The organism is Faecalibacterium sp. AF27-11BH, assembly GCF_003603005.1.
GTDB lineage: Bacteria > Bacillota > Clostridia > Oscillospirales > Ruminococcaceae > Faecalibacterium > Faecalibacterium taiwanense.
On record NZ_QVGS01000004.1, the window covers coordinates 151,651 to 176,393 of the forward strand.

The 24,743-nt window shown below is 56.6% G+C and carries 23 protein-coding genes, 1 tRNA gene and 1 pseudogene; 6 read left to right on the forward strand and 19 right to left on the reverse strand.

The annotated features are described in order from the left end of the window. Window positions 1–8 precede the first annotated feature (8 nt). The 10 genes and pseudogenes from DWY76_RS14190 to DWY76_RS06340 form a co-directional block, all read right to left on the reverse strand. Window positions 9–344, reverse strand: a complete 336-nt coding sequence (locus tag DWY76_RS14190; protein ID WP_199663710.1) for a BMC domain-containing protein — start codon at window positions 342–344, stop codon at window positions 9–11. After that, window positions 336–599, reverse strand: a pseudogene (locus tag DWY76_RS14195) (BMC domain-containing protein); the annotation flags it as partial. The pseudogene DWY76_RS14195 and the gene DWY76_RS14190, both read right to left, overlap by 9 nt. Window positions 600–661: 62 nt before the next feature. Then, window positions 662–2,107 carry an aldehyde dehydrogenase family protein gene (locus DWY76_RS06305; protein WP_120080460.1) on the reverse strand — a complete coding sequence of 482 codons (1,446 nt, stop codon included), beginning with the start codon at window positions 2,105–2,107 and terminating at the stop codon, window positions 662–664. Between the two features lie 55 nt (window positions 2,108–2,162). Next, window positions 2,163–3,107 carry a class II aldolase/adducin family protein gene (locus DWY76_RS06310; protein ID WP_120080462.1) on the reverse strand — a complete coding sequence of 315 codons (945 nt, stop codon included), beginning with the start codon at window positions 3,105–3,107 and terminating at the stop codon, window positions 2,163–2,165. A gap of 18 nt (window positions 3,108–3,125) precedes the next feature. Beyond that, complete coding sequence (locus DWY76_RS06315) at window positions 3,126–3,950, reverse strand: 3-keto-5-aminohexanoate cleavage protein (protein WP_097774529.1); 825 nt, start codon at window positions 3,948–3,950, stop codon at window positions 3,126–3,128. Window positions 3,951–4,084: 134 nt separating this feature from the next. After that, window positions 4,085–4,804: a GntR family transcriptional regulator gene (locus DWY76_RS06320; protein WP_120080464.1), complete on the reverse strand. Its 720-nt coding sequence runs from the start codon at window positions 4,802–4,804 to the stop codon at window positions 4,085–4,087. 135 nt (window positions 4,805–4,939) lie between these two features. Beyond that, window positions 4,940–6,217 carry a TRAP transporter large permease gene (locus tag DWY76_RS06325; RefSeq protein ID WP_120080466.1) on the reverse strand — a complete coding sequence of 426 codons (1,278 nt, stop codon included), beginning with the start codon at window positions 6,215–6,217 and terminating at the stop codon, window positions 4,940–4,942. Continuing rightward, entirely contained in the window at window positions 6,214–6,708 is a 495-nt protein-coding gene (locus tag DWY76_RS06330) for a TRAP transporter small permease subunit (RefSeq protein ID WP_120080468.1), read from the reverse strand. Before DWY76_RS06330 ends, DWY76_RS06325 begins: the two co-directional genes overlap by 4 nt. 109 nt (window positions 6,709–6,817) lie before the next feature. After that, complete coding sequence (locus tag DWY76_RS06335; RefSeq protein WP_120080470.1) at window positions 6,818–7,891, reverse strand: TRAP transporter substrate-binding protein; 1,074 nt, start codon at window positions 7,889–7,891, stop codon at window positions 6,818–6,820. 66 nt (window positions 7,892–7,957) lie between these two features. Next, window positions 7,958–8,629: an aspartate/glutamate racemase family protein gene (locus DWY76_RS06340; RefSeq protein WP_097774524.1), complete on the reverse strand. Its 672-nt coding sequence runs from the start codon at window positions 8,627–8,629 to the stop codon at window positions 7,958–7,960. Between the two features lie 303 nt (window positions 8,630–8,932). Here DWY76_RS06340 and DWY76_RS06345 point away from each other — a divergent pair, with 303 nt between their 5' ends. Next, a complete protein-coding gene (locus tag DWY76_RS06345; RefSeq protein ID WP_097774523.1) occupies window positions 8,933–9,253 on the forward strand; it encodes a hypothetical protein in 321 nt (106 codons plus the stop codon). A gap of 532 nt (window positions 9,254–9,785) precedes the next feature. Here DWY76_RS06345 and DWY76_RS06355 read toward each other — a convergent pair. Together DWY76_RS06355 and DWY76_RS06360 are read right to left on the reverse strand one after the other, a co-directional pair. Then, window positions 9,786–11,213, reverse strand: coding sequence for a four-carbon acid sugar kinase family protein (locus DWY76_RS06355; protein WP_120080474.1), 1,428 nt, complete (start codon window positions 11,211–11,213; stop codon window positions 9,786–9,788). Between the two features lie 14 nt (window positions 11,214–11,227). After that, on the reverse strand, window positions 11,228–11,581 hold the full coding sequence (locus DWY76_RS06360) for a cupin domain-containing protein (protein ID WP_097774654.1): 354 nt from the start codon (window positions 11,579–11,581) through the stop codon (window positions 11,228–11,230). Between the two features lie 421 nt (window positions 11,582–12,002). On the opposite strand from DWY76_RS06360, the gene DWY76_RS06365 reads away from it, so the two are divergent. From DWY76_RS06365 to DWY76_RS06380, 3 genes are all read left to right on the forward strand, one after another. Continuing rightward, window positions 12,003–12,350: a hypothetical protein gene (locus DWY76_RS06365; RefSeq protein ID WP_165852581.1), complete on the forward strand. Its 348-nt coding sequence runs from the start codon at window positions 12,003–12,005 to the stop codon at window positions 12,348–12,350. 243 nt (window positions 12,351–12,593) lie between these two features. Further along, window positions 12,594–13,262 carry an alpha/beta hydrolase-fold protein gene (locus tag DWY76_RS06375; RefSeq protein ID WP_120080501.1) on the forward strand — a complete coding sequence of 223 codons (669 nt, stop codon included), beginning with the start codon at window positions 12,594–12,596 and terminating at the stop codon, window positions 13,260–13,262. Further along, on the forward strand, window positions 13,259–13,693 hold the full coding sequence (locus DWY76_RS06380; protein ID WP_120080478.1) for a DUF188 domain-containing protein: 435 nt from the start codon (window positions 13,259–13,261) through the stop codon (window positions 13,691–13,693). The genes DWY76_RS06375 and DWY76_RS06380 overlap by 4 nt, the downstream gene beginning before the upstream one ends. A 90-nt stretch (window positions 13,694–13,783) precedes the next feature. Here the strand turns inward: DWY76_RS06380 and DWY76_RS06385 are convergent, their stop codons facing one another. Further along, window positions 13,784–15,127, reverse strand: a complete 1,344-nt coding sequence (locus tag DWY76_RS06385; RefSeq protein ID WP_120080480.1) for an MATE family efflux transporter — start codon at window positions 15,125–15,127, stop codon at window positions 13,784–13,786. A 607-nt stretch (window positions 15,128–15,734) separates the two neighbouring features. After that, window positions 15,735–15,825, reverse strand: a tRNA-Ser gene (locus tag DWY76_RS06390). A gap of 214 nt (window positions 15,826–16,039) precedes the next feature. Between DWY76_RS06390 and DWY76_RS06395 the strand changes: the two genes are divergently transcribed. Then, window positions 16,040–17,407, forward strand: a complete 1,368-nt coding sequence (locus tag DWY76_RS06395; RefSeq protein WP_120080482.1) for an MATE family efflux transporter — start codon at window positions 16,040–16,042, stop codon at window positions 17,405–17,407. Window positions 17,408–17,489: 82 nt separating this feature from the next. On the opposite strand, the gene DWY76_RS06400 is transcribed toward DWY76_RS06395, so the two are convergent. Together DWY76_RS06400 and DWY76_RS06405 are read right to left on the reverse strand one after the other, a co-directional pair. Further along, complete coding sequence (locus tag DWY76_RS06400; RefSeq protein ID WP_120080484.1) at window positions 17,490–19,058, reverse strand: PTS transporter subunit EIIC; 1,569 nt, start codon at window positions 19,056–19,058, stop codon at window positions 17,490–17,492. A 19-nt stretch (window positions 19,059–19,077) separates the two neighbouring features. Then, a complete protein-coding gene (locus tag DWY76_RS06405; protein ID WP_097774516.1) occupies window positions 19,078–20,403 on the reverse strand; it encodes a 6-phospho-alpha-glucosidase in 1,326 nt (441 codons plus the stop codon). Window positions 20,404–20,614: 211 nt separating this feature from the next. Here DWY76_RS06405 and DWY76_RS06410 point away from each other — a divergent pair, with 211 nt between their 5' ends. Beyond that, window positions 20,615–21,382, forward strand: coding sequence for a MurR/RpiR family transcriptional regulator (locus DWY76_RS06410; RefSeq protein ID WP_097774515.1), 768 nt, complete (start codon window positions 20,615–20,617; stop codon window positions 21,380–21,382). 114 nt (window positions 21,383–21,496) lie between these two features. Here DWY76_RS06410 and argF read toward each other — a convergent pair whose 3' ends face one another. The 3 genes from argF to argB all read right to left on the reverse strand — a co-directional run bounded on the left by argF (window position 21,497) and on the right by argB (window position 24,597). Continuing rightward, window positions 21,497–22,411 carry an ornithine carbamoyltransferase gene (gene argF, locus DWY76_RS06415; RefSeq protein ID WP_120080486.1) on the reverse strand — a complete coding sequence of 305 codons (915 nt, stop codon included), beginning with the start codon at window positions 22,409–22,411 and terminating at the stop codon, window positions 21,497–21,499. Further along, a complete protein-coding gene (locus DWY76_RS06420) occupies window positions 22,408–23,610 on the reverse strand; it encodes an aspartate aminotransferase family protein (RefSeq protein ID WP_120080488.1) in 1,203 nt (400 codons plus the stop codon). The genes argF and DWY76_RS06420 overlap by 4 nt, the downstream gene beginning before the upstream one ends. Window positions 23,611–23,742: 132 nt before the next feature. After that, entirely contained in the window at window positions 23,743–24,597 is an 855-nt protein-coding gene (argB, locus tag DWY76_RS06425; protein WP_005938551.1) for an acetylglutamate kinase, read from the reverse strand. Between the last annotated feature and the right edge of the window lie 146 nt (window positions 24,598–24,743).

Consider the following 24,743-nt stretch of genomic DNA (forward strand, 5'->3'; position numbering starts at 1 on the left):
CGCAGTTCTCAGCGCAGCTCAGGCATGCACTCGGACACGCTTGCGTGCGGGCGGGGAATGACCAGTGCGCTGACCACTTCGCCAATGCGGGAAGCAGCGGTCTGGCCTGCCTCAACAGCAGCCTTCACAGCGCCAACGTCGCCCTGCACGAACACGGTAACAAGGCCTGCGCCGATCTTCTCCTGGCCCACCAGAGAGACATCTGCGCTCTTCAGCATGGCATCGGCTGCCTCGATGGAAGCGGTCAGGCCGTTGGTCTCGATCATGCCCAGAGCGGCATCCAGCGGCACCTGCTCGCCTGCGGGCAGGCCGGACTTGCCGGTCGCGGGGCCCTTGGCGGGCATGATGCGGGCCAGATCTGCGTGAGGACGTGCAATGACGTTGACGCAGAACAGCTCACCCACGCGGGAAGCAGCCTCTTCGCCAGCCTCGGTAGCAGCCTTGACAGCGCCCACCTCGCCGGTAACGATCACGGTGGTCAGACCGGCACCGATGGTGTCGGAACCAATGAACTCAACGTCAGCAGCCTTCAGCATTGCATCGGTAGCGTCGATGTTGCCAACCAGACCCTTCGTCTCGATAAAACCCAGAGCTTTCATAAGTTGTTCCTCCTGTCAGAACACTGAAAAAATTGTATGTGATGGTTTCGTCCTTCAAAAACTCAGATGATGCGCAGCCCGCCCTCGGCCAGCATGCAGCGGCGGCGGCGGCAGAAGCTCTTTGCGCAGGTAATGCCCTCGCCGGTGGGGCCGGCAATGGTCATGGTGCAGTGGCCCTCGCCGCCAATGCCAACACCGGCCTTGGTGGCGCTGTTCTTTACGTAGATGGTGGTCTCAATGACCCGGGCAAAGCGGGTCATGTGGTCCACATCCTTGGAGAAGATAGAAGCGGTGTGGCGGTTGCCGTGCTCGGCCACCACGGCATCTTCCACCGCCTGTTCAAAGCTCTGGCAGCGCACGATGGGCAGCACCGGCATCATCTGCTCCACCAGCACGAACGGATGGTCGGCAGGCACCTCGCAGATGGCAAGGCGGCAAGTATCCGGCACATGCACGCCGATAGTCTCCAGAATGCGGGCGGCATCCTTGCCCACCCACTTTTTGTTCACCTCGTGGCCGCCGCCCTTCTTGGGCTGCAGCACGATGTTCACCAGCTGTTCGGTCTGGGCCTTGTTCAGCAGGTAGGCACCCTGCTTCTGCAGCTCGTGCAGCAGGCCGTCGTAGGCGGTGTTCACGGCGAACACTTCCTTCTCCGCAAAGCAGAGGATGTTGTTATCGAACGAAGCGCCCTCGTAGATCTTGCGGCCTGCCAGCTCGATGTCTGCGGTCTCGTCCACGATGACGGGCGGGTTGCCTGCACCGGCACCGATGCACTTTTTGCCGCTGCGCAGCAGGGCGTTCACCATGCCCATGCCACCGGTGCCTGCCATCAGGCGGATCTTGGGGTTTGCGGCCATCTTGTCCACATTCTCCATGGTCGGCTCACGGGTCATGGTAATGAGGTTTGCAGGGCCGCCCGCCTCGATGATGGCGGTATTCAGCGCCTGCAGGCAGTCAGCGGACACCCGCTTTGCGCGGGGGTGCACGTTGAACACCACAGTGTTGCCGCCTGCGATCATGCTGATGGTGTTGTTGATGATGGTCTCGGTAGGGTTGGTGGTGGGGGTGATGGAGCAGATCACACCAAAGGGTGCGTACTCTTCCAGCATCAGGCCCGCGTCACCGCTCTTGGCTTCGGTGGTCAGGCATTCGGGGCCGGGGGTCTTGTTGATGACGGCCAGATGTTTTTCCACCTTGTCCTCATAGCGGCCCATGCCGGTCTCTTCCACGATCTTGTGGCACCACTCCTCCACATGTGCGCGGGCACAGCGGCGGATGGCTTCAATGATGCGCTGGCGGTCCTCGATCTTGTAGTTGGCCACCCAGTCGCGCTGGGCCTTCCATGCAGCTTCCACTGCATCGTCTACATTCTCGAACACGCCGCGGTCGCCTGCTGCACCGCCGGGTGCAGCCGTGTAGGCTGCGGGGGCGGCGCTTGTCTGTGCACCGCCCATACCGGCAAGCACCTGCTTGACGATCGCTTCAATTTCCTGCGAACTGATATCCATGGTTTTCGTTCCTTTCCGTAAAGGTCATATCCGTTGGATCAAACGAAACTTTTTGTTATTGAAAACTCTTCAGCGTCCGGCGGATGACCTCGGCCATTGCGGCATCGCGGGCATTTGCGGACTTCGGTGCGGCCGGGGCCGCTGCCATTGCAGGGACTGCCGCAGGCTGTGCGGCGGGCACCGGGGCAGGGGCAGGAGCCGCCTGCTGTTTGGGTAGGGTGGGCAGCGCCATGCCCGGCTGGATCAGCCCGGTAACGCCCGGCAGGCTCACCGGCTGGGCAGGCTGTGCGGAGGGTACTGCCATTGCCACAGGCTGTGCAGCGGGCTGAGCCATGGGCTGCACGGCAGGTGCGCCGCACTTGCTGCAGCCGGTGCAGTGACCGCCGCAGCTGCCGCATTTGGAGCAGCCTGCGCAGCCCAGCTTTGCGGTGACGGCTGCGTAGTAATCCAGTGCTTCCACCAGATGGGCCGCATCTGCCGGGGTCTTGCCCCAGGTCAGGCAGCCGTCATTTTCCAGCAGGACAGCCTTATCGGTGCGGCACAACAGGCTGACAGCCTGTGCCTGTGCGTCCACGTTCTGGGCGGGCAGCAGCTGCACCCGTCCCAGCGCCCGCACTGCGGGGCTGAATGCTGCAGGCTGCACGGTCTGGCCCTGCATCCCCATCACAGCCGCGCAGGCCGGATAGGTGTGCATCACGCACTGGGCGTTCTCGTTTTCCTGATAGATTTTCAGATGGATGGGCAGGTCTTCGGGCAGGGGCTTGGGCTTTGCGCTGAGCATCGCCTTGCCATTCATATCCACGCGCACCAGCATATCCTGCGTGAGCGCGGCCTTGTCGGCACCGGCAACGGTCACCCACACGGCCTGCGGGCCGACGCGGACGCTCATGCTGCCGTCACCGGCCACCAGCCAGCCCTTGGCTTCCAGCCGACGGGCCATTTCCATGATGGCTTTTTTTGCCTCAAAGTCTGAGAGGTAAGTAACGCCTTGAATCACCATACGTTTCTTTCCTCCTTTTTAACGGCGCAGCGGCGGGATCTTGAGCATGGCGCGCACCTCGTCGGGAGTCATGGGCATCATGCCCTTGGACTTTACGATGTCCGACACCTTTGCGATCAGCGCTGCGTTGTTGTCCACATGGACACCCGGCGCGATCATGTCCGAATCCTCAAAGCCGATGCGCACGGTGGAAGCGCCCATATCCAGCGCAGTCTTGACCATTTCCCAGTCCTCGCGGTGGGCCTGCGTGTAGCCCCACAGGTAGTCGCCGTTGGGAAAGTTCTCTTCCAGCGCCTGGATCATGTGGCGCAGGGCCGGCACCGTGGCAGGCATCTCGCCGCCATGGCCGAACACCAGTGCAAACAGGATGGGTTTTACAAAGTGGAACTTGTCGTTCAGTTCCCGCACGGTGTTGATCATGCCCAGCTCAAAGACCTCGGTCTCCGGGATCTTCTTGTTGTCCATGATGGTCTTGACGCAGTACTCCACATCCTTGATGGGGTTCTGGTACACCGAGGTACCCAGATTCACCGAGCCGACATTCAGGCTGTTGGCTTCCACCCAGGAGGGGTAGCAGGGCTGCACGCGCTCCTCAATGGTCAGGTTGGACACGCCGCCGGTGGAGATCTCCACCACGATGTCGCACATCTCGCGGATGTAGGCCACCGTTTCTTCCAGCAGGCTCAGATCCGGGGTGAGGTTGCCGTTCAGGTCGCGGCAGTGCAGGTGCACCATGGATGCGCCGTTTTTGTAGCACTCATACACATCCCGGGCAATGGCCCGCGGATTGATGAGAATGTCTGTGGCCGCAACGGGGGCCACGGAGATCATGATTTTTTTCATTGGATGAACACTCCTTGCATGTCGCATTGGAGAAGCTTAACAAAGGATGCTAACGTCATTTTAGCACAAACATCCCATCTTGTAAACTCACAGTCCCCAGCCCGCCTTTTACGGCAGGCAGGAGGCCTGTATGCTTACTTCTTCCAGAAGATGTAGTGATCCTGCACTGTAGCGGCGATCTCGTCCACCTGCCTGCGCTCGATCACACTGAGCAGCTGGCGGTGCAGCTCTACGAACCGCTCGATCTCCTCTTCGCCCTTGGCAAGCACCTTGCGGGTGGTCTCCAGACGGCTGGGCATCGTCAGCCGGGTGATATACTCGGTGATGGTGGCCAGCATAGGGTTCTGGGCCGCATTGGCGATCTGGGTGTGGAACCGGCTGTCCAGCTCCAGCACCTTGTCCACCGAAGGCTCCGGCGAGTGCATTTCGGCAGAAAGCTCGCCGAAGGTGCGGTACAGGTCCGGCAGAAAGGATGTGATATCATTGCGCTGAATGATAATATTCAGCGTACCGATATCGATGACGGAGCGCAGTTCCACAAATTCCTGCCAGCTGTTCTTCTGCAGGATGATGCTGTACAGCATCGGGTCCAGCATTTTCTGGTTGTAGTTTTCGCTCACAAAGGTGCCGTCGGCACGCTTGATGTACAGGATGCCGTAGGCCTGCAGCTTTTTCACAGCTTCCCGCACCGAGTTGCGGCCCGCGCCGAACTGCTTGCACAGTTCCATTTCGGTAGGCAGCTTGTCGCCCGGATGCAGGGTGCCGTCGATGATCTGGGAGATGATCCCATCCATGACCTGATCGACTACAGACTTTACCGCATTCTTCTGTTTTTCAGGATGTTCCATTGACATAGTTCCGCCTCCAAATCCGGTTCGGTGGATATTCGGGGTCGTTCAACGTGGAACGTTCTGGGGCAGAAAGCCTCTAAACATCACATGTTGAACTTCCACCACTATTTTACCATATCTGAAAAGCGGACGCAACGGTTACGCCATCAAATAGGTGGGCAGCAGGATCAGCTGAGGGAAGGCGACCATCAGGGCAATGCAGACGAAGGTGGCCGCAATAAACGGCACCAATGTGGGGAACACTTCACCAACAGTCGTATCCATCAGGTCGCAGGCAACGTAGATACACATGCCCACCGGGGGAGTGACCAGACCAATGCCGATGACCACGGTGATCAGAACGCTGAGCACGATGGGGTTGATGCCCACGCCCAGAGCAATGGGATACAGGATGGGCATAAACAGGGTCAGCGTTGCGATGGACTCCATGAACATGGTGACGATGAAGAAGATCAGCAGGATCATGATGAGGATGACGGTGGGGTTGGTGGAGAAGCCCAGCATGGTCTTGGCCACCCACTTGTCAAAGCCTGCGGTAGTCAGCATAACAGTGTACAGCTTTGCTGCGCCGATGACGATGAAGATACGGCCGCTGGTGCGGACGGTCTCTGCAAAGGCAAACTTGATGTCTTCCCACTTGAGTTCGCGGTAGATGATGCCGCCGGCAAACAGACCGTAAACAACAGCGATCACGCCTGCCTCGGTGGGGCTGACGATACCCATGGTAATGGTGCCCACGATGATGATAGGCATGAGCAGGGCGGGCCAGCTCTCCCACAGGCCGTGCAGCACAGGGCCGATGGTGAAGTGACCGGGCTCCTTGGGCACGCCTTCTTTCTTAGCGAGGAAGTAGCTGACGATCATCTGTGCCAGACCGCACAGGATGCCGGGGATGATGCCGCCGAGGAACAGCTTACCGGTGGAGATGCCGCAGATACCGGCAATGACCACCATGGGGATGGACGGAGGAATGATGATGCCGATGGTGGAGGAAATGGCGGTAACGGCAACGGTAAAGTTCTTGGAGTAGCCCTTGCGGATCATTTCCGGCATGAACATGCCGGAAACACCAGCGGTATCGGCAACAGCGGAACCGGAGATGCCCGCAAAGATCATGCTGGAAAGCACGTTCACGTGAGCCAGACCGCCGTAGATGTGGCCGACGATGGAGTAGCAGAAGTCCATCAGGCGCTTGGAAATACCGCCCTTGGACATGGTGAAGCCGGCAAAGGTGTACAGAGGGATGGCCAGCAGTGCAAAGCTGTTCATGCCCTCAAACATGCGCTGGGCAATGGTGACGGTGCTGCCGCCGCCCAGGAACAGGATGCCGCCCATGGCGGACAGGCCCAGACTCATGGCGATGGGCACACCCAGAAACAGCAGAACGAAGAATGAGATCAGCAGCCATGCGATCATTTGGATTCGCCTCCTTCAGGTTTCGTGGTAAGCTCAACCACCAGATTGAGAACGGCGGACAGGATGCACAGCACACCGGCAATGGGGAAGATGGTGTACACCTGACCCATGGTGAACTGCGGCATGGTGGAAACGGCCTGCTTTGCGCGGGTGCACAGCTGGTAGCCGCCGTAGGTGACCATGACGTAGAACAGGATGATGAACACATCACGGATGATGACAACGATCTTTTTGCCCAGCGGAGTCTTACCGAGGATGGAATCCACCACCTCCACGCGGAGGTTGGTGCCCATGGCGTTGATGCCAATGCAGGCAATGAGCATGGACCAGACGTTCAGATACTGGCTGCTCTCCATATACCACTTGAAGCCGCCGATGCCGGGGATCAGGCGCAGCACAACGTTTGCGAACAGAATTACCATCATAGCCGCGCACAGAATGGCGGAAATGAGGGTGGTGATCTTGTCCAGAGTGGTTTGCAGTTTTTTCACAGTACAAACTCCTTTCCAAGTGCGATTCAGATAAAATGCAAAGGGACGAAGGGCACGCCCCCTCGTCCCTTTGCTTCGGTTTTATTTCAAGGTTTTCTGGTCAGTGATCTCAGCGGGCTTCTTTCCATGCCTTCAGCTGATCCAGCAGGTCGCCGTAGGTATCAGCGTTGTCGGTCAGGACCTTTTCGGTCGCAGCTGCAAACGGAGCCAGTTCCGGGCTGTTGATCTTCATGCCCTTCTCTTCCAGAGCGGAGACCAGGTCGTTGGTCTGCTGCTCGTTCAGCTCACGGTCGTAATCGGCAGATGCCTTTGCAGCGTCGGAAACGATCTGCTGCTGGTCAGCGCTCAGCTTGTTCCAGCTGCTCTCGGCAATGGTAAAGCACATGCCGGAGTAGATGTGGTTGGTGATGCTCAGGTACTCCTGAACCTCGAACAGGTTGTTGTTGTAGATAACGGGGATGGGGTTCTCCTGTGCATCGTAGGTCTTCTGCTGCAGGGCCTGATACAGCTCAGAGAAGCTCAGCGGCTGGGGGTTGGCACCCAGAGCGGTCATGGTAGCCATGATGACGGGGTTCTCGGGGGTGCGGATCAGCAGACCGTTCATGTCGGCAGGGCTGTTGATGGGGCCCTTGGAGTTGGTCACGCAGCGGAAGCCGTTGCAGTAGTGGGCCAGCACACGCATATTCTGGCTCAGCAGGCCTTCCTCAGCGGCAGCCTCGATGTCGCTGTCCATGAATGCCCATGCATCGTCGAAGGTCTCGAACTGGAACGGCAGTGCGGAAATGCCCATCTTTGCATCGTAGGTGGAAAAGTTGGAAGCGTCGGTGATGATGATATCCACCGTGCCGGAATCCAGAGCGATAGAGTTGATCAGGTCAGCATCGCCGCCCAGCTGGCCGGAGGGGTACAGCTGAACTTCCACAGCGCCGCCGGTCTTTTCGGCAACTTCTTCTGCAAACTGCTTTGCGCCCTTTGCACGGGGGTCTTCTTCGTTGGTGGAGAAGCCCAGCTTCAGGGTGACAGCCGAGCCGGAAGCGGCAGCGGAAGAACCGGTGGAAGCTGCAGTAGAGGCAGTGGAAGCAGCAGTGCTGGTGCCGGAGCCGCCGCAGGCAGCCAGACCCAGAGCAGCAGCGGAAATGCCAGCCACCTTCAGGAAGTCACGACGGGAAATCATCTTTTTCATAAGAATTCTCCTTCAAAAAAATATCTTCTCCTGAGCCGTTCTCGTGCTCCGGCTCTTGTTCCTTTTTTAAATGGTACCTTTCTTTTCCAGCGCCTTTTTCAGCTCGGCTGCACCAAAGCGGGGGCTGCTGAGAACCACCTTGCCAAACTTATCGGCGATATACTGTTCGCAGTAGGCCATGCTGCCCTGTGCAAACACGATCACATCCACCTTGTCGGCAATGGTACCGGCCATCTCGGTCATGCGGGCCTTGAACTGGTCCTGATCCAGACCGAATGCACCGTCCACCAGACAGTCCACCAGTTCCACGTGTCTGTTGCACTCGCGGGCCATGCGCAGGATGGTGCCCTTGGTGGGTTCCAGCGTGGTGGGCAGGGTAGCCATCACGCCGATGCGCTGGCCCTTGCGGACAGCCTCGCGGCACATCTCCTCGTCCACGCGGACGATAGGCACACCAATGTACTTTGCCACGTCCTGTGCGCTGTCGGCAACTTCGCCCACGCTGCTGCACAGGTTCAGCATGGCATCCACGCCTTCCTCAGCGGCTTTCATGTACATGCCGATCAGGCGTGCTGCCGGTGCAGTGGTCACATAGCCTGCCGCGCGGACATCTGCCAGAATGCTGGGGTCCTGCAGGCTGTACAGCTCCACATCATCGCCCAGCTGCTTTTTGACCTCCTGCTCCACCAGTTCGATCAGTTCCGGGGTGGTGCTGGTATAGATCAGACCTACCTTCATAACGGAAAAGCCTCCTTTTGTTTTTCGCGTTCTCGTGCCGGACAAGCCCGCAGCAAAGGTTCTTTGCTACATCCTACCTTTAGTTCAATCTCAACAGCTTGTCCGTCTTTACATCCTACCATTAGATTACTCTTCGGTCCGCAAAAAGTAAATTGGCGAATAGCCGATATTTCGGGCCGGTTTTGGTCGTTCTGCACAAATGTGGGATGCAAGTGGTGAAAAATCCACTTCTTTCTGGACATCATCCCATCTTGCGGCGTATAATACCCTTAAAGAAAAAGACAGGGAAGGAGCCACCGGAACATGAATCCGTTTCAAAGTGATAACATCTGGAAAAAGAAGGCCCGGCAGGGCAAGGCGCAGCAGCATCCGCTCACGCCGCAGCAGGAGTGGCAAAAGCAGGTGAACAGCAGCAGCCTGTGGCTGGGCGGCGGCGTGGTGCTGCTGGCACTGTATCTGGCCGCTGTCCGCGCCGGCACCGTGGCGCTGGACGCAAGCGCCGTCGTGCTGATCGTGGTGGTGGGCTGCTTCTGCGTATACACTGCCGCATCCCTCGGCAGGCTGATGAAGAACAAGCCGGAGGAAAAGGCAGCAAAGAAGAAAAAGAAAGCCAAAAAAGAGTGATCGTTCATTTAAAATGGCTCCGCGTGCGCTGCGCCATAAACAGCGGAATTATTATTTTTGTATATTGCAAAGCCGGAATGACTGCGGTCATTCCGGCTTTGCTTTTTCACGGGAAGGGGTCGTAACAGGTAGTGGCATTTGCTTCGCAACCCGGTCTGCGGCTCAAAAGTCCCACTGTGGCTTTCATGCCCTGCGGGCACTGCCGTCCTTTCTGGTTCTCTTTTGGCGCGCAAAAGAGAACGTATCCGGCGGCAATGCATTTTATAAAAGCCATACAAACCTGCCCCACACGAATACCCACTGCACAAGAAGCAGCTTATCTTCGTGAAAAAGCAAAACAGCCAGACCCGCGGAACTTGTCGGGGCAAGGCCCCTCCATCTTGCTCCCGCAAGAACGTTCTGCCGCTTGAAAGCCCCACTGGGGCTTTCATTGCTGCGCAACCGCGGTCTGGCTGTTTTGCAATCATTAAAAATAATTTTTCCGCTGAATATGCCCAGAGCGAAGCGGCGGGCATTCTAAATCATCAGAGTGTCAGCCCAGCAAAATTTCCACCGCTTCCCGCAGGGTGGACACTTCGCCCACATTGCCCGGGAAGATAATGTACGGCGTGCCGGGGAACAGGCTTTCGGCACCGGTCTGCCATACCGGGATGCCCGGCCGGATCTGGCCCAGCACCTTGGCGCATTTCACGCGCAGGGCCTTCACGCCCACGTCGCTGCTGGTGATGCCGCCCTTTGCCACCACAAAAGCCGGGGAAGCGGTCAGCCTGCCCACGCAGCTTTGCAGTGCATCGCTGATGGCAACGCTGCGCACGAGGGCTGCTTCCGGAGTGTCGTCCGGCAGGGTGAGCACCACGCGCTTTGTGGACACGCAGCAGGTGATGCCCTTTGCGATCTGCTGTGAGCAGTGGGCCACGATGGCGGCTGCTTCCTTTTCCAGCTCGCCCGGCACCAGCACCTTGTCGCTGTCCATCTCAATAAACTCGATGCCCTGTACTTTTTTCAGTTCTTCCAGCTGGGCCGTGGTCTTTTTGGTGTGGCTGCCCACCACGATGATGCCGCCTGCCTTGCTTTCCTGCGTGACCATCTTTTCCCGGGTGAGCAGCGGCTGGTCGGAAATATTGCCGATGGCCTTGACCAGTGCGGCCGCACTGCGGATGGTGAAGTGACGGCCCTTTGCCATGGCGCGGTACAGTGCCACTGCAAACACCTTCACATCGCAGTCCGCCACTGCGTTCACGATCACATGGCCGTAATCGTGCACCGCCAGCAGCTGGGCCTCGATGCCGTCAAAGTCCATGGCGCGCAGGCTTTCCAGCGAGATGCAGGTCACGTCTCCTGCACGGACTTTGCCGCCGGTTTTTTCCTCAATGTATTCGCACAGGTTGCTGGCGTGGTAGCCAAAGGTCTCGTCCTTGGCAAATTCGGTCTGGCCGCAGGGCACAAGCTCTGCGCCGTAGCGCACATAATGCACGTTGTCCAGTGTAAAGCGTCCGCCCTCGCGGAAGTAGGGGCACAGGATGTCGCCATCCATTTTGTAACCGTTCTCAGCCTCCGTCACCTCGCGCAGCAGGTCGGTCTCCAGCGGGTAGTGGCCGCGCAGGGTGGAGTCGCCGCGGCTGATGATAAGGTAGTCCATGCCGAACTCGCGGGCCACCTTGGCGGTGTTCTCCGCGATCTCGCGGTGGGCCTTGGTGGTCTCGGCCACGGTAAAGCCGCGGCTGTTGGTCAGAATAAAGAAGAGCTTTTCCGGCGCAGCAAAGCCCTTGCGCAGGCTTTCTACCGTCCAATTTGTATAAACATAGATATCATGTACCGTCTGTACGCCGGTAGGATCGTCGTCCAGCACAATGATCTTGCGGTTGCTGGCGGCAGCTTCGGCGGCAAGGGCGGCGTTCAGTTTTTCCTCATCCACCTGCGGAAAATTGGCCAGAACATCGGCACTGCGGATCTGTTCCATCTGAAGCTCCTCCTTTATTCGTACAGCACCTGTGCGATCAGCACCAGCGGCTCGTCGCCCAGGCAGGCGATCTGGTGGGTGTCGCCGGGCATGGCGGCAATGATGTCGCCCTTCTCCAAGATCTGCTCCTCGCCGTTGATAATGTGGACAGCGCGGCCGGAGACGATGACCATGCTTTCCATCTCGTGCTCATGCGTGTGCCTGCCAATGGTCACGCCCGGTGCCAGCGTGTGGCGCACATAGGCGCGGCCCTTGCCCAGCATTTCGGCAGGCGCATCCAGCAAGCGTTCCATCATCACGGTGCCCTCGCCGCCCATGCAATGGGGGATCGGAGTGGGTTTCATCTCAGAAGCTTTCTTATACAACATCCCATGTTCCACCTTTCAAGTCATCTGCAGCAGCATACGGCAGAGCGTTTTTAAACATCCTACCTTTCAAGCCAAGTCCATTATACATGAGCGCAAGCGGAATAGCAAGATTTTTTCTTGAAAAGCTGTTCAATTTTGTGCAATGCGTTTTGTGCAATCTGGCTGATATCCCGCCGTTCCTGCCCCGCAGGCATACAAAAAAGCTTCCCCGCCGCAGGCACGCAGCCCACGGAAAGGGAAGCTTTTGTCTGATTCAATTTCGGGTGCATCTGACGGAAGTAGTACACCGCAGCATAACACTCCGCTTTCCTTTTTTCGGATCCCGAAATAAATTGGAACTCTGCACATGTTCAAGCTGCAGTTTTTATGTTTTTTTCAGAGAATCCGTTTTTTGTTGCCGGAGCAGCGTTTCTTTTGTATAATGGCAGTGATGGAAGGCCGATGCCTTTTGCAGATTTTTAATACGCCCGGCATCCTGAAACTGGAGTTGTCCGGACAGGTCATTCTCGATTTTCTGCTGGATCATTTTGTTCCCGCCGTGCTGTACTATGACTCTGCATACTGCACCGACGGGCAGGCACCTTCCAAGGCCGACAAAAAGCTTCTCGCCATCTTCTCCGGCAATTACAAGCAGGATTACCAAAACGCCCGAACCGGCACGGAACCTTTTGACTTGTACCTCCGGCTGCTGATGGTCACCGACTATATCAGCGGCATGACAGATTCCTATGCCCGCACGCTGTACCGCGAGCTTAGCGGTATTGAATAACGCTGCCCTGTTCAAATCCCACGTGCCCGGTTCGTCTGCCGCTTATGGGCTACGGCATGATCGTTCAAAAACTGCTGATACATCACTCTGGAAGCCTCGCACAACTTCAAATCAGGTGCCAGCTTTTTTACGAAGACACTGCTTGCGAATGCGAACGCCTTTTGAATTGCAAAATGATTTTTCAGTTGCTATACTGGGCTTATCGAAAATTTTCGGGAGGATGCTGCAATGACCGCACAGACAATGCTAATCGGGAACAGACCTTGCCGCATTTACGGCGAAGCCCATGCAGAATACCTACTGCTCCAAATGACAGGCGAACATGAGTTGCAGAGCATAGACAACGAAGTGGTTGCTATCGCACAAAGCGGCCAGAACTTTCTGTTTGCGGCCATCCCTGTGGAAAGCTGGAACGATGCACTTTCTCCGTGGGAAGCCCCTGCCGTGTGGGGAAAGCAAGGATTTGGTGGCAAGGCTACGGAAACCCTGTGCTTTCTGACAGAGCAGGTCATTCCCACACTGAAGCAGCAGTATCCTCTCCCGGAAAACGTCAAAATCATTCTGGGCGGCTACTCGCTGGCCGGACTGTTTGCATTGTGGGCATCCACCCAGACTGATCTGTTCTATGGTATCGCCGCCGCATCTCCCTCGGTGTGGTTTCCGGAATGGATGAAGTTTGAACAGCAGCACCCGATACAGGCACAGCGCGTTTATCTGAGCCTTGGCAACAAGGAAGAGCATACGAAAAACGCTGTCATGGCTGCGGTAGGTGATAACATCCGCACCCTGCACAGCCGGCTTATAGAGCGTGGCGCAGACTGCACCCTTGAGTGGAACAGCGGCGGGCACTTTAAGGACGCTGACCTGCGCACGGCAAAGGCATTTCGGTGGGCGATGGAGGAAAGCCGATGAATATTTTGATTGATGCCGACGGCTGCCCGGTGGTGGATTTGACTTTGCAGATTGCAAAGCGTTTTTGCGTTCCGGTCATCATCCTGTGCGACACCGCCCACCAAATCGAGCGGGAAGGTGCGCAGACATTGGTGTTCGATAAAGGGGCAGACAGCGTAGACTTTGCCCTCGTTAACCGGGTAAAGCCGGGGGATATTGTCGTAACACAGGACTATGGGCTGGCGAGTATGTGCCTTGCCAAGCGCGCACGGGTGCTGAATCAGAACGGTTTGGAATACACCGCCGACAACATGGAAGCTCTCATGCTGCGGCGTTATGAAAACAAAAAGCTCCTCCGTGCCGGAAAGCACCCCAAGGGGAGCCCAAAGCGGACGAAGGAGCAGGATGAAGCATTTGTCACCACACTGACAAATATTTTAGCGAGCATCTGATTTTCTGAACGGAACACCGGCGAATTTTTTCGCGTCACATTCTCTGTAAGTGAAACCCGTCAGAACAAAGCACCTCTCCACTGCATGAAATCATTGAGATACCGCCGCTTTATCCTCTGGCCACGATCTTCTGAGCGCCGCATAGGAAATAAGGAAGTTTGCAAGCCAACCTGCCGGGACTGCAAGCCAAACAAAAGCAATGCCAAAACGCGGTGCACAAATCAAAGCAACAGACAAGCGGATTGCAAGGTTTACCATATTTGCAATAAGAAACGGCCGCATGATTCCAAGTCCGCGAAGAACGCCATCCGTTGCCATCTTGATGCCCATGAAGATGAAAAAGTAACCAAGCCATCTCATATAATCACCGGACACCTGATAGGCCAACGCAGTTCCGTCTTTTCCCAAGAACAACGAGGAAATCTGTGTGTGCAGTATTTCAATGACCACGAAAGCAAGAACTGCAAAGCATAGATCCAACACCAGTGCAGCATGATACCCTTTTTTGATACGCTCAATTTTCTTTGCGCCAAGATTCTGGGATACAAACGGCGAAACTGCATTGCCGATGGATACGAAGATCAGCGAAAAAACATTTTCTACCCGCATCGTTGCCGCATACCCGGCAAGTGCCTGTGTGCCGAAGGGATTTACCACTGCCTGCACGATCATCATACCGATAGACACTGTGGACTGCTGCAAAACCGATGGTACCGCAATGCGAAGCGTGGAATACAGCTCCTGCCGGTCGAACCTGCTAAAGGAGCTCTTGTATTGCCGCATCCGAGACAGAAAGATCAAAAACGAAAACACGGCAGAAATTCCTTGTGCGATCAAGGTCGCAAGGGCTGCACCAAACACCCCCAGACCAAGACCGGCCACCATCCAGAGATCCATAAAAATATTCAGGATAGATGAGAATATCAGCAGTCCCAACGGAATTTTGGATTCACCGATGGAAGTGAACATGGTGGAAAGAATGTTGTACATGAATAGAAATGGGAAACCCACAAAGTAGACACGCAGATACAATACTGCTTCTTCCAATATATCGGCAGGGGTCTGTAATCCGCTCATCATGAAATGGGAAAAGCAAAAGCCAAAGACACCAAGGACAACGCTTAAGATCAAAAAGCTGATCAGGGACGTTGACACAATGGTTTTCATTTTACCATAATTTTTTGCACCAAAATAGCGGCTTACAAGCACACCTGCGCCCACGCCAGCACCAAGCGCCACACAAATAAAAACATTGGTCAGTGCAGCACAAGCACCAACAGCCGCAAGTGCCGAGGAGCCAACAAATTGACCAACTATTATGGAATCGGCCATATTATATACTTGTTGAAAAAAGCTTCCAAGGATCATCGGCATCGCAAAAACAGTCAGCGCTTTAAGGGGTGGATCTGTGATCAAATATTCATCTTTCGACATGATTATATTCCTTCCAAAAATCGTTTATCGCAAATTTTATCGCAAGTTAAGAAATTCGTGCAACATTCAAACGGCATCTTTGCGATATGCAATTCACCGCTGTTGCATTAAAAAGTTGGATAGTATTGGAATCTATCCAATATAAGTATATTCCCCCCTGTCTCAAAATGCAATCTGCGACTTCTGGCGGAGATGGTGGATATTCTCCCGCGGGCTAAGCAACAGCCCGCAGGGCTGATTGCTTGCGGCCTGCGGGCCGCCGCCCTGTTCTCATCCTCACCATCTAGCCGCAAAAAAGGCACCAGCCTGAGCTGATGCCTTTTGTTGGCGGAGATGGTGGATATTCTCCCGCGGGCTAAGCAACAGCCCGCAGGGCTGATTGCTGGCGGCCTGCGGGCCGCTGCCCTGTTCTCATCCTCACCATCTAGCCGCAAAAAAAGCACCAGCCTGAGCTGATGCCTTTTGTTGGCGGAGATGGTGGATATTCGCCCGCGGGCTAAGCAACAGCCCGCAGGGCTGATTGCTGGCGGCCTGCGGGCCGCTGCCCTGTTCTCATCCTCACCATCTAGCCGCAAAAAAGGCACCAGCCTGAGCTGATGCCTTTTGTTGGCGGAGATGGTGGGATTCGAACCCACGTGCCCGATTAAGGACAAAACGATTTCGAGTCGTTCTCGTTACGACCGCTTCGATACATCTCCATATATTAGCCTTTACAGTATAGCAAAAAAGCGGTTTTCCGTCAACACTTTTCTCCCGTTACGGCACGGCTGCAAGCCATACGCAGCCGTGCCGTTTTGCGTTTTTGGGGCAGAAAGCGCGGTTTCTTTGCAAAAAAGGCTGTTCTTTTGGGCGGGAGCCGAGTATAATAGGAACGATATTTTTCAAATTTGAAGTATAGAGGAGAGCATTCCAATGGCACAGGCAAAACAAGATATGGGCACCGGCAGCATCAAAAAGCTGATGCTGCAGCTCATGATCCCCGCCGTGGTGGCGCAGGTGGTGAACCTGCTGTATAACATCGTGGACCGCATTTACATCGGCCACATTGCGGGCATTGGCGCGGCAGCGCTGACCGGCGTGGGGCTGTTCACACCCATTCTGATGCTGCTGAACGCTTTTGCCATGCTGGTGGGCGCGGGCGGCGCGCCGCGCACCGCCATTGCTCTGGGGCAGGGGGACAGACAGCAGGCCGAAAAGATCGTCTCCAACAGCTTTACCATGCTGATGTTCTTTGCCGTGGTGCTGACCATTGGCTTCTATGCCGGGGCACCGGTGCTGCTGCGGCTGTTCGGTGCCAGCGATGCCACCCTGCCGTACGCCCTGAGCTACAGCCGCATCTACATTGCAGGCTCGGTGTTCGTGCTGGCGGTGCTGGGCATGAACCCCTTTATCACCACGCAGGGCTTTGCCAAGACCAGTATGCTTACCACCGTGATCGGCGCGGTGATCAACATTATCCTCGACCCCATCCTGATCTTCGGGTTCGGGCTGGGCGTGCGGGGCGCGGCCATTGCCACGGTGCTCAGTCAGGCTGTGGGCGCGGCATGGATCATCCGCTTTCTCACCAGCAAAAAGACCATCCTGCGCCTGCGCAGAGACTACCTGCGCCCGGAAAAGCAGATCATTCTGCCGGTGCTGGCGCTGGGCATCTCCTCGTTTGTGATGCTCTCCACCGAAAGCCTGCTTTCCGTCAGCTTCAGCTCCAGTCTGGCGCGGTACGGCGGCGATGTGGCTGTGGGTGCCATGACCGTCATCACCAGCGCATCCCAGCTGTGCACGCTGCCCATTCAGGGCATCTGTCAGGGCGGACAGCCGGTGATGAGCTTCAACTTCGGCGCAGGCAAGAAGGCCCGCGTCAAGGAAGCCTTCCGTTTTCAGCTGACGCTGTGCGGGTCCTACACCTGCTTGTTCTGGCTGTTGATGATGCTGTTTCCCGGCGCGGTGGCGGGCATTTTCACCTCGGACACCGCACTGATCCAGTACACCACGTGGGCCATGCGCATTTACATGGCGGGCATTTTTGCCATGGGCTTCCAGATCGCCTGCCAGCAGAGCTTTATGGCGCTGGGGCAGGCTAAGGTCAGCCTGCTGCTGGCCTGCCTGCGCAAGATCATTCTGTTGATCCCCCTCATCTTCATTCTGCCGCACCTGCTGCCGAACCCGGTGTTCGGCGTGTTTCTGGCCGAGCCGGTCAGCGACATTCTGGCCGCCACCATCACCACCATCACCTTCTTTGCCCGGTTCGATAAGATCCTCGACCGCGGCGCGGCAAAGGTTTGATTTTTTTGTATGCAGAAAGGGCATCTGCCGTTGGCAGATGCCCTCGCTGTTTATTCGGGAAACCCTGACCGGCACTGAAAAATCAGTCCATGTTCAGAGCGCTCTTGAGGTCGTTTTTGTAGATATCGGCCTTGGCACCGTAGATGATCTGCACACCATCTGCGACCTGAACGACGCCGTTTGCACCCGTCTTCTGCTTCCAGTCAGTATCCGGCATAACGAGAGCCTTGTCTTTGACCTTGACGCGCAGTCGAGTAAAGCAGGCATCCACATGCTGGATATTGTCTGCACCACCCAGACCTTCAATGATGGTCGCCATCATCTCGTCGCTCATTTTCTTGTCCAGCTTCTTGACCTCCTGGCCATCATCTTCGCGGCCGGGAGTCTTGTAGTTGAACTTGGTGATCATGAAGCGGAAGGTGAAATAGTACAGGAAGAAGCAGGGAATGCCAATGATGAACACCCAGATCCAGTTAGAGCCTTTATCCGCCTGCATGATGCCATTGAAGATCGTGCTCAGGAAAGGGCCGCCGAAGGAACTGGGCCCCGGGATATTCACCTTGCAGATGTAAGTCAGCAGGTAGGCCAGACCTGCATAGCCAGCGTGCACCACGAACAGCAGCGGAGCCGCAAACAGGAAACTGTACTCAATGGGCTCGGTGATGCCAGTGAAGATGGAGGGGATGATGGCTGCGATCAGCAGCGCCTTGACCTGAGGCTTACGCTCCGGCTTTGCGCAATGGTACATGGCCAGAGCCGCACCGGGCAGACCAAACATAGCAAAAATAACCTTGCCGTTCATGATAAAGCGGGTAATGTTCACGTCAAACATGGCATCCGGAGAAGCCAGCATGGCGTTGTAAATGTTCACCGCGCCTTCATACAGCGTGCCATCAATGACCATGGAACCGCCAAGGTTTGTGAAGAAGAACGGAGTGTAAATAAAGTGATGCAGGCCAAAAGGCAGCAGCGCACGCTCTGCCAGACCATAGATCACACTGCCTGCCATGCCAGTGTCATAAATGATCTCGCCCATAAAGCCCAGACCGGTCTGAACGAAGGGCCACACCACAGACATTACCAGACCCAGCGCAGAGCAGGCCAGCAGCGAGATCATCGGCACGAATTTTGTGCCTGAGAAGATGCCCAGAACCGGCGGCAGCTGAATATTATAGTATTTGTTATGCAGCTTTGCAACCAGCAGACCCACCAGAATACCGCCGAATACACCGGTGTCAAGCGAAGCGATGCCCATGACCATGGACTGGCCGGTCTTCATCGCCGCAGGGTCCAGAATGCCCAGACTGGTCAGCAGGATATTCATCACATTGTTCATGGCGAGGAAACCGATCACGCTGGACAATGCCGCGATGCCCTTTTCCTTTTCTGCATAGCCGATGGCAACGGAAACAGCAAAAATGATTGGAAGATAGGAGTTAATGGTATTGCCCATGGCCTTGAGCAGATTAAAGAACAGCTTGACATAGGTATTGCCCAGAACCGGCCACAGTGCCACAATGTTCTTTGTCGTGAACGCAGAGCCAATGCCCACCAGAATACCTGCGATGGGCAGGATCATGACAGGCGTCATTAGAACTTTTCCCAGTTTCTGGAACTGTGAAAAGGTAACTTTCTTCTCTCTCTTCTCCATGATTTACCTCCTGAGGATCTCAGTGCAGTTCGGGCCAGTAGCCCTTATTGGCTTCGATCATCTTATCCAGGATCTTGCGTGCCACCTTGGCAGAGGGAACTGTCTTGTTCATCGTGAATGCTTCCAGTGCCTTCTGGTAGGAGTGTTCAAAATAAGCATCCACGATCAGCTTTTCCGAAGAGACCTGCTGCATCATCATGCCCAGCTGGAACTGGGGGATATTGCCGATGGTAACAGGCTCCGGGCCCCACTTGCGCAGGTAGCAGGGAACTTCCACCATGGCATCATACGGCATCTGCGGGATGCAGCCCTTGTTTTCCACAATGACCAGATAGCGGTCCGCATTGTTATAGGCAATGGAGCATGCCACATCCACAATAAAATCGCCAAAAGCATTGAACAGATTCAGGTTTGCTTCCTTCTTGCCGCCGCTCTCGCGGATCAGCTTTGCCTGCTCGATCATGTCCTTCTCACGGCCATCCATGACCATGTTGGCACGCGTGTAGTTGGGATCCATATCCTCGGCGCTTTCCTTGGCATACAGATAGTACTGCAGGTAGGTATTGGGCAGATACTCCGGGAAGTCGGTGAGGATTTCCTTAAAGTTTTCCCATGTGTGGCGCCAGGAAGGATCGGAGTGGTGCTTATCATGAGAAGCAGCCAGACCGAACTTCATGATCTTTTCCTTCAGTTCCGGCATACGGTCCACACCGCTCTTGTCGTACAGGTGGGTCCACCAGCCAAAGTGGTTCAAACCAAAGTAGACCGGGTCCACATCGTTGTATTTTTCCAGACCCAGCATCTTTGCGAAGGACAGCATGATGGCTACCGGCATATCGCAGATGTTCAGGATCTTATAGTTGTTGTACTTGCGGCGGGTGGCCTCAGCCACGATCGCAGCAGGGTTGGAGTAATTGATAATCCATGCCTCGGGTGCGTACTTGCGCACATCGTCGATCACCTGGAACACGCCGGGGATGGAACGCAGGCCGTATGCCATGCCGCCGGGGCCGCAGGTCTCCTGACCCACAACGCCAAACTCCAGCGAGATCTTCTCGTCCTTCTCCCGCATTTCCATGCCGCCCTGACGGATCTGAGCAAAGGCAAAGTCAATATCGGTGTAGGCCTTTTCCGGGTCCGTGGTGGTGAAGTAGACGCACTCCGGATCCAGCTTTGCAATCAGCGAGCCGCACAGGGTATCGACCAGCTCCAGACGATCCGGGTCAATATCGTACAGCACCAGCTTTTTCAGCGGGAAGCGGTCAAGATTTGCAATCAAGCTCTGGATAATGCCGGGGGTATGGCTGGAGCCGCCGCCGACAATAACAACTTTAAATCCTTCCATTTTTGAAACCTCACATTCGTTTTGCGATCATGTTTCTGATTTTACCCTTGCGCGCGCTTTGGAGAGTGACTATAATATAATCGATATGAACATTTTTTTAAAGGCGTTTTGAAAGTTTTGAACCAGTTTGCCCAAGTTGAAACAATTCCAGAGTCTGAAAATATTTTCACACCTGCTAACTTTCTTCAAAGCCTTCCCGCCGGAGGACATCATGGACTTTTTCACCCGCATTGCAGAACACACGCCCCAGCTGAACAAAAACGATAATGAGCTTCTTTCTTACTGCATTCGCAACCACACCGAGATCGCCAATCTCAAGGTGACGGAACTTGCGGACCGGTTGTTCATCTCACCGGCTTCTGTCGTCCGCTTTTGCAAGAAGCTCGGTTTCAGTGGTTATTCCGATTTTAAGGCATCTTTGCGCATGGATCTGTTTGAGCCGGAGGAAACGCCGCGAAAATCTCACCCGACCGACTTTTTCCGGGATATCCACAAAACCATCGAGATGGTTCCGGAGGAGACCGTAGAGCGTATCGTAGAGCTGATCCACTGCAGCCGCCGCATTGAGCTGTATGCCGTAGGCAGCAGCAGAATGCCCGGCTCCGAACTTGCAAAGCGGCTGCAGACCATCGGCAAGGCCGCCTTCTGTTACGATGACAGCACCCTGATGAATATCAGCGCCCGGCAGCTGACTTCCGATGATCTGGTTCTGGCCCTTTCCATTTCCGGCGAAACAAGTCTGATCATTGCCGCTGCAACGGTTGCCAAAAGCCGTGGTGCCGCATTGGTTTCCTTTACAAATCTCGGCAGCAATACCCTCAGCGGCATGGCAGATGAAAACCTGTATGTCAACGCCACAAACTTTGTGTGCTCCGGCATTCAGGTGCAGTCCCGCGTACAGCTGCTGATGCTGTGCGAATACCTGTTCTTCCGCTACATAGAGACCTATGGGGACGAGCACCAGCAAAGTATCGGTTGACGCCATTTCACCGCAGCGCACAGCCAACGCTCTATTCCACCAACAAATCTCCCACGATAAAAAAACAGGGCCGCCGCACAAACGATGTGCGGCGGCCCTGTTGGCGTTCTGTTTTTATTTCCCCGCCAGCAGAATGGCCAGCACGGCTTTCTGCACGTGCAGGCGGTTCTCGGCTTCGTCAAAGATTTCCGGTGCGTGCTGCTCGAACACCGCCGAGGAGATCTCCTCACCCCGGTGGGCGGGCAGGCAGTGCAGCACCATGACATCGGGCTTGGCGCTTTCCAGCAGCTTGCTTGTGAGCTGATAGCCCACAAAATCCCGCAGGCGCTGCTCACTTTCCGGCGTGCCGGGCTGGGCGGTGTTCCACACGGCCGTTGCCACCACGTCGGCGTCCTGAATACCCTCGGCAGGGTCTGCGGTCAGGTGGAAGGCGCTGCCGTACTTGTGGGCGAACATCAGCACATCCGCCGCCGGGCGGTAGCTCTGCGGGCAGACGCAGGTGACCTGCATCCCAGCCAGCAGTCCGCCCACGATGAGGCTGTTTGCCATGCTGCTGCCGTCGCCGACAAAGCAGAGCTTCCGGCCCGCAAGGCTGCCCCGGCGCTCCCGAATGGTCATCAGGTCGGCCAGCACCTGACAGGGATGGGCGTAATCCGTCAGGCCGTTGATCACCGGCACACCGGCCAGCTCGGCAAACTCTTCCAGATCGCTCTGGCGGTAGGTGCGCCACACCACGCAGTCGTAGTAGCGGCCCAGCACCCGGGCGGTGTCCTTGAGGGGCTCGCCGCGCCCGGCCTGCAGCTCGGCGGTGTTCATGTAGTTGCCCAGACCGCCCAGCTGGTACACACCCACCTCAAAGCTGGTGCGGGTGCGGGTGGATGCCTTGGAGAACATCAGGGCAACCGTTTTGCCCGCCAGCAGCGGGGCCGTGCCGCCCAGCTTCTGCTGTGCCTTGAGTTGGTCGGCCACATCCAGAATGTGGGTCAGCTCGGCAGGGGAGAGGTCGCTCATTCTCAGCAGATTTTTCATGCCTGCTCCTTCGGAGCCGTCGGCTCCATTTTGCTCAGCACATCGCCCAGGATCTCCAGCGCCATATCCACATCGTGCTCGCTGAGGGTCAGCGGCGGCAGCAGGCGCAGGCGGGTCTTGGCTGTCAGCACCAGCAGGCCCGCTTCGCGGCAGGCGGCCAGCACATCTGCGGCCTTGAGGTCGTAGAACTCGATGCCCACCATCAGGCCGATGCCGGAAATGCTCTTGACATGGGGCAGCTTTGCGATGCCTGCACGCAGCTGGACGGCGCGCTCGTTGACATTGGCAAGGAAGCTCTGGTCCATGCGGTCCACCACCACGTTGGCACCGGCGCAGACCACCGGGTTGCCGCCGAAGGTGGAGCCATGGGTGCCGGGGCCCATGCCTTCGGCCACCTTTTCGTTCATCAGCACTGCGCCGATGGGCAGGCCGCCGCCCAGACCCTTGGCCAGCGTGACCACGTCCGGCTTGAGGTTGTAGTGCTCGCAGCACAGGAAGGTGCCGGTGCGGCCCACGCCGGTCTGCACCTCGTCCACGATGAGCACAAGGTCTTTTTCGTCGCAGAGCTTGCGCACGGCCTGCACGTAGTCCGGGTCCAGCGCCATCACACCGCCCTCACCCTGAATGAGTTCCAGCATCACGGCGCAGGTGGTGCGGTCCACCAGCTCCTCCAGCGCTTCGATATCGCCTGCCGGAGCATACAGGAAGCCCTCGTTGAAGGGGCCGAAGTAGTTGTGGAACACCTCCTGACCGGTGGCGGTCAGGGTGGCGATGGTGCGGCCGTGGAAGCTGTTCACCAGCGTGATGACCGTGGTGCGGTCCTTGCGGTAGTGGTCCACGCTGTACTTGCGCGCGGCCTTAATGGCACCCTCGTTGGCCTCGGCACCGGAGTTGCCGAAGAAAACCTTGCTCATGCCGGTGCGCTTGCACAGCTTTTTGGCCAGCTTGCCGCAGGGCGCGGTGTAGTAAAGGTTAGAGGTATGCTGCAGCTTGTGGGCCTGCTCCGAGACGGCTTCGGCCCAGTCCAGATCACAGTAGCCAAGGCTGTTCACGCCAATGCCGCTGGTAAAATCCAGATACTGCTGGCCCTCGGGGCCTGCGGCGCGCAGGCCGTGGCCTTTTTCCAGCACAATAGGGTTGCGGTTATAGGTGTGCAGGACGTATTCGCCGTCCCGCTTGATGACTTTTTCAGAATCCATAGGTGTACCCTCCTGTGAACAGAAACTGTGAACAGAAAACCCTCTCAGGCGCTTTCGCGCCAGAAAATGCTGGCAAAGGCTTGAGAGGGTCATTTTTCTTATTATACCGCCTGCACGGCACCGGCGCAATGCTTATTCGCGGTGGCTGCGGCGGTAAAAGCGGGTGCCGGAGCCGCGGTTGGAGAACAGCTCCAGCAGGATGGAGTGGGGCACGCGGCCATCGATGATGACCGCCTCGTGCACGCCCTGATAGATGGCATCGGCCATGCCGCCGATCTTGGGGATCATGCCGCCCGCAATGATGCCGGCGGACTTATAGCCCTCGATCTCGGACACCTCCACCTCGGGGATGAGGGTGCTCTCGTCATCCTTATCCCGCAGCAGGCCCGCGATATCAGTCATGGATACCAGCTTCTCCGCTTTCAGCGCAATCGCGATCTGTGCAGCGGCGGTGTCGGCGTTCACGTTGTAGGCCTGACCCAGATCGTCCATGCCCACCGTGGCGATCACGGGGATGAAGCCGCCGTCCAGCAGGCTTGCGATCAGGGTAGCGTCCACATGCACGATCTCGCCCACATGGCCCAGCTGGGGGTCCAGCTCGGTGCAACGCAGCATCTGGCCGTCCATGCCGCACAGGCCCACGCCGCGGCCGCGCAGCTTTGCCACCAGATCCTTGTTCACCTTACCGGCCAGCACCTGCTGCACGATCTCCATGGTGGCATCGTCGGTCACGCGCAGACCGTTTGCGAAATGGCTCTCCACGCCCACTTTCTTCAGCATCTCGTTGATGGCCGGGCCGCCGCCGTGCACCAGCACCACGCGCACACCCAGCAGGGTAAGGGTGACCAGATCGTTCATGACGGCATTTTTCAGTTCTTCGTTGATCATGGCATTGCCGCCGTACTTTACCACCATGGTCTTTCCGTGATACTTCTGGATGTAGGGTGTCGCCTCAGAGAAAAGGCGCGCCATTTCTTCGTTTTTCATAAGATTTCCTCTGAACCCTCTCAGTCAATGCCTTGCGGCATTGCCAGCTCCCCCGAGAGGGGGAGCTTTTGCCGGACGGGTCACTTTATTTCATAAAATCAGCTGCTTGTCGTTCGTTTTAAGCTCCCCCTTCGGGGGAGCTGGCG